10 protein-coding genes are annotated in these 13,610 nt (G+C 67.4%); 4 read left to right on the top strand and 6 right to left on the bottom strand.

Annotated features, from left to right (window positions below):
• Positions 1–12 precede the first annotated feature (12 nt).
• The 3 genes from C4B30_RS21695 (at position 13) to C4B30_RS21685 (ending at position 6,223) form a co-directional block, all read left to right on the top strand.
• On the top strand, positions 13–282 hold the full coding sequence (locus tag C4B30_RS21695; protein WP_027786054.1) for a hypothetical protein: 270 nt from the start codon (positions 13–15) through the stop codon (positions 280–282).
• Positions 283–952: 670 nt separating this feature from the next.
• Positions 953–3,820, top strand: coding sequence for an ATP-dependent Clp protease ATP-binding subunit (locus C4B30_RS21690; RefSeq protein ID WP_027786055.1), 2,868 nt, complete (start codon positions 953–955; stop codon positions 3,818–3,820).
• Positions 3,821–3,943: 123 nt separating this feature from the next.
• Positions 3,944–6,223 carry an FdhF/YdeP family oxidoreductase gene (locus tag C4B30_RS21685; protein ID WP_027786056.1) on the top strand — a complete coding sequence of 760 codons (2,280 nt, stop codon included), beginning with the start codon at positions 3,944–3,946 and terminating at the stop codon, positions 6,221–6,223.
• Positions 6,224–6,316: 93 nt separating this feature from the next.
• Here C4B30_RS21685 and C4B30_RS21680 read toward each other — a convergent pair whose 3' ends face one another.
• The gene (locus tag C4B30_RS21680; protein ID WP_027786057.1) at positions 6,317–7,738 is read right to left on the bottom strand and encodes a purine-cytosine permease family protein; all 1,422 of its coding nucleotides are present in this window, start codon (positions 7,736–7,738) and stop codon (positions 6,317–6,319) included.
• Between the two features lie 345 nt (positions 7,739–8,083).
• Here C4B30_RS21680 and C4B30_RS21675 point away from each other — a divergent pair, with 345 nt between their 5' ends.
• A complete protein-coding gene (locus C4B30_RS21675; RefSeq protein ID WP_051421428.1) occupies positions 8,084–9,052 on the top strand; it encodes a LysR substrate-binding domain-containing protein in 969 nt (322 codons plus the stop codon).
• A 76-nt stretch (positions 9,053–9,128) separates the two neighbouring features.
• On the opposite strand, the gene argE is transcribed toward C4B30_RS21675, so the two are convergent.
• The 5 genes from argE to C4B30_RS21650 form a co-directional block, all read right to left on the bottom strand.
• The gene (argE, locus tag C4B30_RS21670; RefSeq protein WP_027786058.1) at positions 9,129–10,292 is read right to left on the bottom strand and encodes an acetylornithine deacetylase; all 1,164 of its coding nucleotides are present in this window, start codon (positions 10,290–10,292) and stop codon (positions 9,129–9,131) included.
• Complete coding sequence (locus C4B30_RS21665) at positions 10,285–10,962, bottom strand: DUF1028 domain-containing protein (RefSeq protein ID WP_027786059.1); 678 nt, start codon at positions 10,960–10,962, stop codon at positions 10,285–10,287. The genes argE and C4B30_RS21665 overlap by 8 nt, the downstream gene beginning before the upstream one ends.
• An 8-nt stretch (positions 10,963–10,970) precedes the next feature.
• A complete protein-coding gene (locus C4B30_RS21660; RefSeq protein ID WP_027786060.1) occupies positions 10,971–11,408 on the bottom strand; it encodes a RidA family protein in 438 nt (145 codons plus the stop codon).
• Between the two features lie 83 nt (positions 11,409–11,491).
• A complete protein-coding gene (locus C4B30_RS21655) occupies positions 11,492–12,817 on the bottom strand; it encodes a flavin-containing monooxygenase (protein WP_027786061.1) in 1,326 nt (441 codons plus the stop codon).
• 327 nt (positions 12,818–13,144) lie between these two features.
• Positions 13,145–13,591 (bottom strand): hypothetical protein, encoded by a 447-nt coding sequence (locus tag C4B30_RS21650; RefSeq protein WP_027786062.1) that lies wholly within the window; start codon positions 13,589–13,591, stop codon positions 13,145–13,147.
• Positions 13,592–13,610: the final 19 nt, after the last annotated feature.

Genomic DNA, 13,610 nt, shown 5'->3' with positions numbered 1-13,610 from the left:
ACGGAGGATGTCATGAGCGAATCGAATGACGCATTACAGGCGCTGCAGGCGTCCGTCGCTTCCCTGAAGCAGACGGTCGACGCAAACGCGGGCAGCCAGGCCGGCGACACCGCCGTGCTGTTTACCGTCGTGTCGCTGATGCTGGCCGAGTTGCCGCCCGACACGCGCAACCTGATCGAGGATTCGTTCTCCGTCTGGGCCAATGGTCTGCCGAATGCTGCGCTCTCGGCCGACGTGAAGCAGATCGCACGGCAACGGCTCGCGATGACGCTGACGGACTGATCGCGGTTCACCGCGGTCGCGCGATGTCCGGCGCGTACCGTACACACCGCGCTCGCCTTCGCCGGCCCCACCGCGCGCATCGGCCGCGGGGCGTGCGGGGCGTGCGGGGCGTGCGGGGCCGAACGTAACCGGTTCGCGCCCGCGCTGCGCGTGGCGTCCCGTTTTTCGTTCCGCTTCGCTCCCCGATTGCCGGCTGCCCGCGCCCTGCGCGCCGATGTCGCACCGCGCCGTTCGCCCGTCGTCCTTTACCGCCCCTTTCCCGCCCCCTTCCACCGCAAGCCGCACACGCCGCGCACGCCCGCGCCGCCGTGCGCGCCCGTCTGTACTCCTCGCCGCCGAATCGCGCGCCCATGTGAGGGTGCAATTCACGGCCGGTCCGGCATGGAACTGTGTCTTGGATGGCTCGCGCCGATTCGCTATTTTGAACGCAGTCGAAACGATGCCGCGGGCTCCTCGCAGCACTCGCGCTTTTCGCCCCGATCGCGACCGTGCGCCACGCCGGCGCGCGCGCTGCACGATCGCACGGGTGCGGCACGCGCGCCGCCGCGGTGCGTGTCGTGCGTGTCGTGCGTGTCGTGCGTGCCGCGCATGCGCGGTCGGAACGCGCGAGCGCCGCACCGCATCGGGCTTCACCCTTCGACCCACCTTCACCGACAGGAGCCAGACCACCATGCCCGCACTTTGCGATATCTGTCACGCCCGGCCGGCCGTCGCGCGCGCAACCGTGATGCAGGACGGCGAGCGCAAGACGATCTCGATCTGCGATTACCACTTCCGACAGTTGATGCGGCATCAGAGCATGCTGAATCCGTTCGATTCGCTGCTGGGCGGTGGCGGACCGTCGTCGCTGTTCGGCGGGCTCGGCGACGAATCGCCGCTCGCCGCCGAGATTCCGCGCGAATCGGTCGACCCGACCGACGCGTTCAGCGAACAGACGCTCGAACTGCTGCAGCGCGCGGCCGAGAAGGCGCACGAGCTGCGCCGCGGCGAGCTCGATTCCGAGCACCTGCTGTACGCGCTCGCCGACACCGACGTCTGCGCCGCGCTGCTGAAGGAATTGAAGCTGTCGCCGCAGGACATCCGGTCGTACATCGACGAGCACGCGCACACCGGCACGGCCGCCCCCGATGCGCCGCTCGACAAGCTGTCGATCTCGCCGCGCGTGAAGAAGGCCGTCCAGTACGCGTTCCAGGCGTCGCGCGATCTCGGCCACTCGTACATCGGCCCCGAGCACCTGCTGATCGGTCTCGCATCGGTGCCGGACAGCGTCGCCGGCACGCTGCTGAAGAAATACGGCGTGACGCCCGAGGCGCTGCGCCAGAAGGTCGTGAAGGTGGTCGGCAAGGGCGCCGAGGACGGCCGCGTCGATGCGCCGACCGGCACGCCGAACCTCGACAAGTTCGGCCGCGACCTCACCGCGATCGCGCGCCAGGGCAAGCTCGATCCAGTGCTCGGCCGCGCGCAGGAAATCGAAAGCACGATCGAGGTGCTCGCGCGCCGCAAGAAGAACAACCCGGTGCTGATCGGCGAACCGGGCGTCGGCAAGACGGCAATCGTCGAAGGGCTGGCGCAGCGGATCGTCAACGGCGACGTGCCCGAGGTGCTGCGCGGCAAGCGGCTCGTCGAAGTCAACATCAACTCGATGGTGGCCGGCGCGAAGTATCGCGGCGAATTCGAGGAACGCGCGAAGCAGCTGATCGACGAAGTGACGGCGAAGCAGGACGAACTGATCCTGTTCATCGACGAGCTGCACACGATCGTCGGCGCGGGCCAGGGCGGCGGCGAAGGCGGGCTCGACATCGCGAACGTGCTGAAGCCCGCGCTCGCGCGCGGCGAACTGAGCCTGATCGGCGCGACGACGCTCAACGAATACCAGAAGTACATCGAGAAGGACGCCGCGCTCGAGCGCCGCTTCCAGCCCGTGTTCGTGCCGGAGCCGAGCGTCGAGCAGACGATCGTGATCCTGCGCGGACTGCGCGACAGCCTCGAGGCGCACCACCAGGTGACGTTCGCCGACGACGCGTTCGTCGCGGCCGCCGAGTTCGCCGACCGCTACATCACGTCGCGCTTCCTGCCCGACAAGGCGATCGACCTGATCGACCAGGCCGCCGCGCGCGTGCGGATCGGCGCGACGTCGCGCCCGATCGACATTCAGGAAAGCGAAGCGCAGATCGTGCAACTGAAGCGCGAGCAGGACTATGCGACCTCGCGCAAGCGCTTCGACGAAGCGAAGCAGTTCGAAGAGCAGATCAACGCGAAGCAGAAGGCCGTCGACGAGATGATGGAGGCGTGGCAGCGCAAGACCGGTTCGGAGACGCTCGAAGTGACCGTCGAATCGGTGGCCGAGGTCGTGTCGCGGCTGACCGGCATCCCCGTGTCCGAACTCACGCAGGAAGAACGCCAGAAGCTGCTGAAGATGGAAGAGCAGTTGCGCGAGCGCGTGGTCGGCCAGAGCGATGCGGTGGTTGCCGTCAGCGATGCCGTGCGGCTGTCGCGCGCGGGTCTCGGCCAGACGCACCGGCCGATCGCGACGTTCCTGTTCCTCGGGCCGACGGGCGTCGGCAAGACCGAGCTCGCGAAAGCGCTGGCCGAGACCGTGTTCGGCGACGAGCAGGCGATCATCCGCATCGACATGTCGGAATACATGGAGCGCCACGCGGTCGCGCGGCTGATCGGCGCGCCGCCCGGCTACGTCGGCTACGACGAAGGCGGGCAGCTCACCGAACGCGTGCGGCGCCGCCCGTACAGCGTGATCCTGCTCGACGAGATCGAGAAGGCGCATCCGGACGTCTACAACGTGCTGCTGCAGGTGTTCGACGACGGCCGCCTGACCGACGGCAAGGGCCGCGTGGTCGATTTCAGCAACACGATCATCATCGCGACCAGCAACCTCGGCGCGGCGATCATCATGGACAACCTCACGCAGCCGGAAGCCGCGCGCAAGACCGACAAGGCGATCCGCGACGAACTGATGCAGGTGCTGAAAGGGCATTTCCGGCCCGAGTTCCTGAACCGGATCGACGAGGTGATCGTCTTCCACGCGCTGTCGAAGGACGACATCCGCGCGATCGTGCGGATCCAGCTCGACCGCGTGGTGCGCACGGCCGCCGCGCAGGACATCACGCTCGTGATGGGCGACTCGCTCGTCGCGCACCTGACCGAAGCCGGCTACCAGCCGGAATTCGGCGCGCGCGAGCTGAAGCGCCAGATCCGGCAGACCATCGAGACGCGGCTCGCCAAGGAGATCCTCGCCGACCGGCTGAAGTCGGGCGACCGGTGCGAGATCGACTACGACAAGGACAGCGACGAAGTGAAGTTCAACCGGCTCGCCGCGCCTGGAGCGAAGGAAGCCAAGGAAACCAACGAGGCAAAAGGCACGAAGGACGCGAAGCCGGACGCCGACGGCAAGCTCAAGGCGAACGGCAAGGCCGCCAGGGCGGCCGGCGACGCGAAGCCGGACGACACGCCCGCCGACGCCCCGCCGCCCGCGGCGAAGCCCGGCAAGAAGTCGTCGGGCGCGAAGAAGGACGCCCACTAGAAAAACGCCTGCCCCGCAACGCGGGACACGCATGACCGGCTCCGTCCGCCGGACGGAGCCGCCCCACGCCGCGACACGGCGCAATCGAGCCACCCGCACCGGGCCCGGCCATTGGAGATTCACATGACAAATCGACGCGAAGTGCCAGGCATCAGGAAATACGACGGGCCCGCCGGCGGTTGGGGCGCGCTTCGCGCGACAGCCGATGCGGTACGTACGCAGATGGAAACCATCGAGGCGCCGATCGTGCTGATGCGGACCAACCAGCCCGACGGCTTCGACTGTCCCGGCTGTGCCTGGCCCGACAAGGAACACAAGTCGACGTTCCAGTTCTGCGAGAACGGCGCGAAGGCCGTCACGTGGGAAGCGACGACCAAGCGCGTGACGCCCGGGTTCTTCGCGGCGAACACCGTGTCGTCGCTGCTGCGCATGTCGGACTACGAACTGGAGAACATGGGCCGGCTCACCCATCCGCTCGTCTACGACCGCGCGACCGACACGTTCCGCGCGATCGAATGGGACGACGCATTCGCGCGCATCGGCAAAGTGCTGCGCGCGCTGCCGCCCGAGCAGGTCGAGTTCTACACGTCGGGCCGTGCGTCGAACGAAGCCGCGTACCTGTACCAGCTGTTCGCGCGCGAGCTCGGCACCAACAACTTCCCCGACTGCTCGAACATGTGCCACGAACCGACCAGCGTCGGCCTGCCGCAATCGATCGGCATCGGCAAGGGCACCGTGTCGCTGGAGGATTTCGACCATTGCGAGCTGATCATCTCGATCGGCCACAACCCCGGCACGAACCATCCGCGGATGATGGGCACGCTGCACGAGTGCGCGCGCCGCAACGTGCCGATCATCGTGTTCAACCCGCTGCGCGAACGCGCGCTCGAACGCTTCGCCGATCCGCAGGACATGATCGAGATGGCGTCGTTCGGCTCGACGCGAATCGCGTCGACGTACTATCAAGTCGACGCGGGCGGCGACGCGGCCGCGCTGAAGGGCATCATGAAGGCGCTGCTGCAGCTCGAGGCCGAGCGCGGGGACGTGCTCGACCGCGACTTCATCGCGCAGCACACCAACGGCTTCGATGCATTCTCGGCCGATCTCGACGCCACGTCGTGGGACGACATCGAACGCGCGAGCGGCCTGAGCCAGGCGCAGCTCGAACAGGTCGCGCTCGCGTATGCGAAGTCGAACGCGACGATCGTCACGTACGGGATGGGCGTCACGCAGCACAACAAGGGCACGGCCACCGTGCGCCTGATCGCCGACCTGTTGCTGATGCGCGGCAACATCGGCAAGCCCGGCGCCGGCGTGTGCCCATTGCGCGGCCATTCGAACGTGCAAGGCAACCGCACGGTCGGCATCACCGAGAAGCCGTCGGCCGAATTCCTGAAGAAGATCGAGGACGTGTGCGGCTTCACGCCGCCCGCGCGGCACGGGCACGACGCGGTGCAGGCCATGCAGGCGATGATCGACGGCACCGCGAAGGCGCTGCTGTGCCTCGGCGGCAACTTCGCGGTCGCGCTGCCCGATCCCGAACTGTCGTTCCCGGCAATGGCGAAGCTCGACCTGAGCGTGCATCTCGGCACGAAGCTCAACCGTTCGCACCTGCTGGTCGGCAAGGAAACCTTCATCCTGCCGGTGCTTGGCCGCACCGAGCTCGACATGCAGGCCACCGGCCGGCAGTCGATCACCGTCGAGGATTCGATGTCGATGGTCCATGCGTCGGCCGGCAAGCTCAAGCCCGCGTCGGACCAGTTGCGCTCGGAGCCCGCGATCGTGGCAGGCATCGCGCATGCGACGCTGCCGAACAGCAAGGTCGCGTGGCTCGACCTGATCGCCGACTACGACCGCATCCGCGACCTGATCGACAAGACGGTAGCCGGCTTCGAGGCGTTCAACGAGCGGATCCGCACGCCGGGCGGCTTCCGCCTGCCGCTGCCGCCCACCGAGCGCGTGTGGCCGACGCCGACCGGCAAGGCGATGTTCTCGGTCTACAAGGGCGTGAAGGAGGACGCGGACGTGCTCGGCGCCGAACAGGTGCTGCGCCTGATCACGCTGCGCAGCCACGACCAGTACAACACGACGATCTACGGGCTCGACGATCGCTATCGCGGCGTGTTCGGCCGGCGCGACGTGCTGTTCATGAACGCGTCCGATCTCGTGAAGTACGGGCTCGAACACGGCGACCTCGTCGACATCGAGACGGTCACCGCATCGGGCCGTACGCTGCGCCTCGAGAAGATCACCGCGATCGAGTACGACATCGCGCCGGGCTCGGTCGGCGCGTACTACCCGGAAGCGAACGTGCTCGTGCCGCTCGACTACATCGACAAGGAAAGCGGCACGCCGTCGTACAAGTCGGTGCCGGTGCGCGTCGCGCGCTCGGCGCTCGTCTGATGCCGCGGCAGGCGCACGCCATTTAGTCCGGCGCGCGCCTGCCCGCTTCCTTTCGCTTGCCGCCGCGTCGCGACCGGCGCGGCGGCCCCTCCTTTATCGCGCCGCCGTCGGCGGCATCGTCGCGCCCGTCTGCCGGCGCCGATACGCGCTGTCGCGCGTCGCGAGCCAGTAGTACAACGGCGACGTCAGCAGCAGGCCCACGAGCCACGACAGGTCCGCGCCGCCCAGATGGGCGGGAATCGGGCCCGCGTACATCGGCGTGTTCATGAACGGAATCTGCACGGCGATGCCGATCGCATACGCGAGCAGCGCCTGCGGATTGAAGCGGCCGTAGATCCCGCCGTCCGCCATGAAGATCGACTGGATGTCGTACTTGCCCTTGTGGATCACGTAGAAGTCGATCAGGTTGATCGCCGTCCACGGCACCAGCACGACCAGCAGCGCGAGCACCAGATCGACGAGGTTGCCGACGAAGTTCGTCGACGCGCCGATCGCCGCGTAGCAGCAGGCGACGAAGATCGCGACCGACACCACCGCGCGCGCCTTCGCGGTCGGAATCCATTTGTATGCGAACGTCTGCACCGACGTGATCACCGCGAGCACCGCGCCGTACAGGTTCAGCGCGTTGTGGCTGATCACGCTCAGCAGGAACAGCACGAGCATCAGCGGACCGAGCGGGCCGGTCGCCTGCTTGACCGCATCCATCGTGTCCGCGCCGGCCGGCACCGCGAGCACCGCGACCGCGCCGAAGATGAACGCGAGCGTCGAGCCGATCGTGCAGCCGAGATAGGTTGCCCAGAACGTCGACGCGACGCCGACGTTTTCCGGCAGATAGCGCGAATAGTCCGACACGTACGGCGCGAACGCGATCTGCCACAGCGCCGACAGCGACACCGTCGCGAGCCAGCCCGCGAAGTCGAAGCCGCCGCGCGTCAGGAAATCGGCGGTGCTCACGTGCGACAGGATCATCCAGAAGCCGACGGCGATGCCGATGCCGAGCACCCACGTGCCGATACGGTTCAGGATGTGGATGAACCGATAGCCGACGATCCCGATCAGCCCGGAGCCCACCGCGCCGATCACGATGCCGACGGGGACCGGCACCGACTGCGCGATGCCGTGCACCGACTTGCCCGCGAGCACGATGTTCGATGCGAAAAAGCCGACGTACATCACGGCCGCGATCACCGTGACGAGCAGTGCGCCCCACGAGCCGAACTGCGCGCGGCTCTGGATCATCTGCGGGATGCCCATCTGCGGCCCCTGCGCAGAATGCAGCGCCATCAGCACGCCGCCGACCGCCTGGCCGACGACGATCGCGACGATGCCCCACATCAGGTTCAGATGGAACATCTGCACGCCGAGCGCGCCGGTCACGATCGGCAGCGGCGCGATGTTGCCGCCGAACCAGAGCGTGAACAGGTCGCGCACCTTGCCGTGGCGTTCCGCGGGCGGCACATAGCCGATCGTGTGCTTCTCTATCATCGGGGACGCATTGGGTTGCGCGTTCGTCATGGTGATGTCTCCAGTCCTGCGCGGCGATGCGCGCGTGCCGTGTGCGCCGGCGCGCGTCGGGGTGCGCGCCGGCAATCGGTCCGGATACGCGGGCGCCGCGTGCACGGCCAAGCGGGGACGGATGACATGTCCCGCCGGCGCTACACGCGGCCGCGTCGCGATCCAGGTTGGAGACGATGGTGCGCCACGCCCATCGGGACCGGAAAATACTAAAAATATTTTCGCGACATACGAAAAAGCTCTGCAGCGGAAATTTCGGCGCCGAACGACTTCAGGTAAGGTGCTACGCGAAACCAACAGCATGCGCCCGCGGCGGCACGCCGGGGCCGGGCATCAGAGGTGCTTGTGGCTCACTACACTTTGCGGCAACTGAAATACTTCATCACGACGGTCGAATCCGGCAGCGTCGCCGAGGCATCGCGTCAGCTCTTCATCGCGCAGCCGTCGATTTCGAGCGCGATCAAGGGGCTGGAAGAGAGCTTCGGCGTCAAGCTGTTCATTCGCCACCACGCGCAGGGCGTGTCGCTGACGCCAAGCGGCACGCGCTTTTACCGGAAAGCGCAGGAACTGCTGCGCATCGCGCACGAGTTCGAACAGAACGCGCTCGCCGACAACGACGTGATTACCGGACAGATCGACATCGGCTGCTTCGAGACGGTCGCGCCGCTCTATCTGCCGCAACTGATCGCGGGTTTTCGCGAGCGCTACCCGGGCGTGAACATCCGGCTGCGCGACGGCGACCAGCAGGAATTGGTGCAGGGGCTGACGTCCGGTACGTTCGATCTCGCGCTGATGTACGACCACGATCTCGACGGCACGATCGAAACCGAGCCGCTGATGCCGCCACAGCAGCCGTACGTGCTGCTGCCGGAGAACCACCGGTTCGCGGGTCAGACGCACGTGTCGCTGCGCGACCTGTGCGTCGAGCCGATGATCCTGCTCGACGTGCAGCCGAGCCGCACGTATTTCGTCAGCCTGTTTCACGAGCTCGGGCTCACGCCGAACATCGTGTTCGGCTCGCCGTCGATCGAGATGGTGCGTGGAATGGTCGGCCGGGGCTTCGGCTTCTCGCTGCTCGTCACGCGCCCGCATTCCGAATATACGTACGACGGCCAGCGCGTCGTGACGATCGGCCTCAGCGAAACGGTCAGCCCGTCCGGGCTCGTGAGCGCACGGCTCAAGCGCGGTCAGCTCACGAAACAGGCGCAGTCGTTCGTCGATTTCTGCCGCGAGCGGCTCGCGCAGATCGTCGCTCAATCGGCGCAATCGGCGCAATCGGCGCAATCGGCACAATCGGCACAATCGGTTCGATAACGGCGGCAAGGTCGACGACCGGGAACGGGACAACGCACGCGCCGCCGGGTGCAGCGCGTGCGTGCCGGCCGCCCGTTCAGGCGGCGAGCGAGAGATACGCGACCAGACGGCCCAGCATCGCGTCGCATCCATGCAGTTGTTCGAGCGTGACGAACTCATCGGGCTTGTGCCCCTGGTCCATGCTGCCGGGCCCGCACACCACGGTCGGAATGCCGGCCTGCCCGAACAGCCCGCCCTCGGTGCCGAACGCCACCGTGCCGAACGCGTCGGAGCCGCTCAGCAGCGCGAGCAGGCGCGCGGCCTCGCTGTCCGGCGCGGTCGCCAGCCCCGGATACGCGCCGAGCGGCTGCAACTGAATATCGGTATCGGGCTGCACCGCGCGCATTCTCGGCAACAGTTCGGATTCCGCATAGTCCCGCAGCGTCCTCGGCACGTCGTGCGCATCGAAATCCGGCAGCGCACGCACCTCGAAATCGAACTCGCATTCAGCCGGCACGATGTTCAGCGCGCGGCCGCCCTTGATCAGCCCCGTCTGCACGGTCGAGAACGGCGGATCGAAGCGGCCGTCGTGCCGTTCCGGCCGCGCGAGCGCCGCGCCGATCTCGCCGAGCCGGCCGATCAGCTTCGCCGCATAGTCGATCGCGTTGACGCCCGACGGCGCGTAAGCCGAGTGGCATGCGGCGCCCTTCACGTGGCAGCGCATCGCGAGCTTGCCCTTGTGACCGAGCACCGGCTTCAGTTCGGTCGGCTCGCCGATCAGGCACAGCCGCGGACGATGTTCGCGCGCGGCCAGATGTTCGAGCATCGGCCGCACACCGAGACAACCGACTTCCTCGTCGTACGAGAACGCGAGATGCACGGGCAGGCTCAGCGGCCGCGCGACGAACGCCGGAACGGCCGCGAGCACCGACGCGATGAAGCCCTTCATGTCGGCGGTGCCGCGGCCGTACAGCCGGCCGTCGCGCTCGGTCAGCCGGAACGGCTCGACCGTCCACGCCTGCCCGTCGACCGGCACCACGTCGGTATGCCCCGACAGCGCGACGCCGCCGCGATCGCGCGGGCCGATCGTCGCATACAGGCTCGCCTTCGTGCGTTCCGCGTTGTAGAACAGTTCGCTTTCCACACCGAAACACGCGAGCGTGTCGCGGATGAAGGCGATCATCTCGAGGTTCGAATCGCGGCTGACCGTCGCGAAGCCGATCAGCCGTTCGAGCAGCGCCCGGCTCGACGGATCACTCATCGCCCGGCACTCCGTAGCTCGGCGCGGCGGTCGGGTTCAGCGCGCGCGTCTGGTAGTCCTGCATCTGCGGCCGATATGCGCGCCACAACGCATCGAGCTGCCCGATCGGATCGGCATCGGCCCAGTCGACGCGCAGGTCGACGATCGGCCAGGTCACGTCACCGGCCACCTTCAACGCGGCCGAATGCACTGGGCCGGCCTCGCCGCCGGCCGCCATCGCCGCGTGCATCGCGGCCATCAGCCGATCGGCGAGCAGGCCGGACGCCTGTTCGAAGGCCCGCACCATCGCGTCGATCACGGCTTGCGCGGCCAGCAGATTGCCGGCCGCCACGCATTGTTCGCCCTGCACCGCGTGATGCGTGCCGAGCGCCTCCTTGCCGGTGAAGCATGCCGTCTGCCCCTGCGCGTCGATCGCCGTGACCTGCCTGTACTGGCTCCAGCCGTTCGCGCTCAACGCGCGGTCGAGCGCCGCGGCAGGCGAAAGCTGCTCGTGTTCGATCAGGTCGAGGGTTTGAGGCCCAAGCGCCGGCAGCGTGATGTTCTGCGTCGCGACAGCGCCGACGCCCGCGCGCATCCACGGGCAGCGCGCGCCCACCGCGATGCTCGACGAGCTGATCGCGATCCCGAGCTGGCCCGTCTCCGGGCAGCGCCCGACGATGGAGAAAGTCATGTCGCCTCCTATGCGCGGTTCGGCTGCCAGTTGTCGGGGATCACCGCGATCACGTCGATCTCCATCAGCCACTGCGGCTGGCCGAGCGCGGAGACGACGAGCCCCGTCGAGATCGGATAGACGCCCTTCAGCCACTTGCCGACTTCCCGGTACACGGGTTCGCGATAACGCGGATCGATCAGGTAGGTCGTCGTCTTCACGATATGCGTGATGTCGCTGCCGGCTTCCTCGAGCAACTGCTTGACGTTCTTCATCGCCTGCTCGGCCTGCGCGCGCGGATCGCCGAGGCCGATCAGATTGCCGTCGAAATCGGTGCCGACCTGACCGCGCACGTAGACGGTGTTGCCGGCCCGCACGGCCTGGCACAGGTCGTTGTCGAGCGTCTGGTTCGGGTAGGTATCCTTCGTGTTGAACATCCGGATACGCGTATGGGTAGGCTGGCTCATCGAGATCCTTCGAGTGTCGGTGGGGTCGCCCGCCGCGCCGGAAGCAGTCGCGGCGCGGCGGGATGGGTCAGGCGGTCAGGTGGTCAGTTCGTCGCTTCGGCGAGCGGGCGTGCGTCGGACCGTGCCGCTTGCGCGGCGGCCGCGCGGTGCCGCGACGCGTCGTGGTATGCGAGGTACTTGCGCTGCGTGACGATGTGATCGGCGATGTGCTTCGCGTCGTGCCACACGCCCCAGATGAAGCTGGAGCCTCGTCGCGACAGCCACGGCAAGCCGAGGAAATAGATGCCCGGCTCCTTCGACACGCCGCGCTGGTGCTGCGGCTTGCCGTTCGGCCCGAACGCGTCGACGTTCAGCCAGCCGTAGTCGACCGCATAGCCCGTGGCCCAGACGATCGACGTGATGCCTGCAGCGGCGAGATCGAGCGAGAGAATCGGATGCGCGACGCAGTCGGGGTTCGGCAGGATGCGCCGTGCGTCGGGCTCTTCCGGCAAGTCGAGGCCGTTGCGGGCCGCATACGCGTCGGCCGCGTCGAGCAGCGACAGGTAGTTCTCGTCGCCGCGCGCGAGATTGGCCGCGAGATCGCGTTCGAACACCGCCACGCCGCCGTCGAACGACTTCGTCAGCCCGACCAGCGTCACGCCCTGGTTCGCGAGCGCGCGGAAATCGACCGTATGGCCGCCGCGCGCGCCGCTCACCGCGATCGTCACGTGTTCGCGGCCGGGCGTCGCGACTTCCTTGTCCCATTCGCCGAGCACGCCGAGCCACCAGCAGAAGTCGCGGCCGCGATACGCACGCGGCGGCCGATCGTGCGGCCCGACCGACAGGTAGACCTGCCGCCCCGCACGCTGCAGTTCGTCGGCGATCTGCACGCCCGACGAACCCGCGCCGACCACCAGCACCGCGCCTGCCGGAAGCTGGGCCGGGTTGCGATAGTCGGCGGAGTGAATCTGCACGAGGCGCGTGTCGTCCGGCGCGATCGGCGGAATCACCGGGCGCTGGAACGGCCCCGTCGCGACCACCACGCGGTTCGCCTCGATCGTGCCGTCGGACGTCTCGACGACGAAGCCCGGCTTGCCCGTGTTGCGCACCACGTTCCGCACGTCGACCCCGGTGCGGATCGGCGCGTCGAATTTGCGCGCATACGCTTCGAAGTAGTCCGCGACCTGGTCTTTCGATGCGAATGCGTCGGGGTCGAGACCGTCGAATTCGAGGCCCGGGAAACGGTCGTGCCACGCAGGGCCGTTCGCGACCAGCGAATCCCAGCGCCCCGTGCGCCAGCGTTCGGCGATACGGTCGCGCTCCAGCACGAGATGGGGCACGCCCAGCTTGCCCAGATGCTCGCTCATGGCCACGCCGGCCTGCCCGGCGCCGACGACGAGCGTATCGATTGAGGTTGTTTCGACTGCCACGGCTGTCTCCTTCTGAAGTGCGGCTCATGCGACGCTCGTGTTGTCGCGTAAGTGGGAATGGAGACATTCTGCGGACAGGCTGCGTGGCGCGAAATGAGGTTTTTTGTTGGTGTTGACGAGCAAAAAGCTGGGGCGGGGGCCGCTGGCTAGCGAAGTACATGCACGCGATCCGAAGCGGCATCTCGGTCGGGAACAGTCCGACACCTGCGTACCGGTGCCGAAAAAACGGATGCCTCGACCCAATCGAGTCGATGGTCGGCGCCATCGAACCGTATGTCGCCGGCGCCCGCGCGCATCGCGGGCGCCGGTTTGCGCGGATCGTGCCGGCTACACGCGGGCCCAGGCGTCGGTGCCCTTCTGATACTCCATCACGCCGCCGTGGATCCGCACCCGCAGGTTGCCGTCCGGCACCCTCACCCAGTTGATCATGTCGAGGCTCATCATCAATCCGACGAAGAAATCCTGCACCTCTTGCGATTCGTTGGCCTGCCAGAGGTCGATGCGCCCAAGGCACGCACGCATGTCGCCGCTCTGCTGCATGATCGTCTCGACCTGTCCGGCGACATCCGCCGCCGAATCGCAGACCTTCGTGCCGTCGGGGCTGACGATCGACAAATGGACCCCGCGCACCAGCGTCGGCTGACCCGGTGTCTGCTCGACGAGCGCGATGCAGCTCGTCATCGCGCCGAAATCGATTTCCGTCGCATCGCCCCATTTGCGCTCGCCAACCCCCAGCGGCGCGGGACCGTGTACGTTCTGAATGATGTAGGACATGGGTTCCTCACATGACTGG

Source organism: Burkholderia sp. BE12, from assembly GCF_002959955.1.
In the GTDB taxonomy this organism is placed as follows: domain Bacteria; phylum Pseudomonadota; class Gammaproteobacteria; order Burkholderiales; family Burkholderiaceae; genus Burkholderia.
The sequence above is the reverse complement of the archived record's forward strand: the minus strand, read 5'-3'. Positions and strand labels throughout refer to the sequence as shown.

Bases quoted from the DNA above. Each gene is read 5' to 3' on its own strand.
- C4B30_RS21690 (WP_027786055.1), top strand. From the start codon at position 953: ATGCCCGCACTTTGCGATATCTGTCACGCCCGGCCGGCCGTCGCGCGC.
- C4B30_RS21660 (WP_027786060.1), bottom strand. From the start codon at position 11,408: ATGAGCCAGCCTACCCATACGCGTATCCGGATGTTCAACACGAAGGAT.
- C4B30_RS21685 (WP_027786056.1), top strand. From the start codon at position 3,944: ATGACAAATCGACGCGAAGTGCCAGGCATCAGGAAATACGACGGGCCC.
- argE (WP_027786058.1), bottom strand. From the start codon at position 10,292: ATGAGTGATCCGTCGAGCCGGGCGCTGCTCGAACGGCTGATCGGCTTC.
- C4B30_RS21695 (WP_027786054.1), top strand. From the start codon at position 13: ATGAGCGAATCGAATGACGCATTACAGGCGCTGCAGGCGTCCGTCGCT.
- C4B30_RS21650 (WP_027786062.1), bottom strand. From the start codon at position 13,591: ATGTCCTACATCATTCAGAACGTACACGGTCCCGCGCCGCTGGGGGTT.
- C4B30_RS21680 (WP_027786057.1), bottom strand. From the start codon at position 7,738: ATGACGAACGCGCAACCCAATGCGTCCCCGATGATAGAGAAGCACACG.
- C4B30_RS21665 (WP_027786059.1), bottom strand. From the start codon at position 10,962: ATGACTTTCTCCATCGTCGGGCGCTGCCCGGAGACGGGCCAGCTCGGG.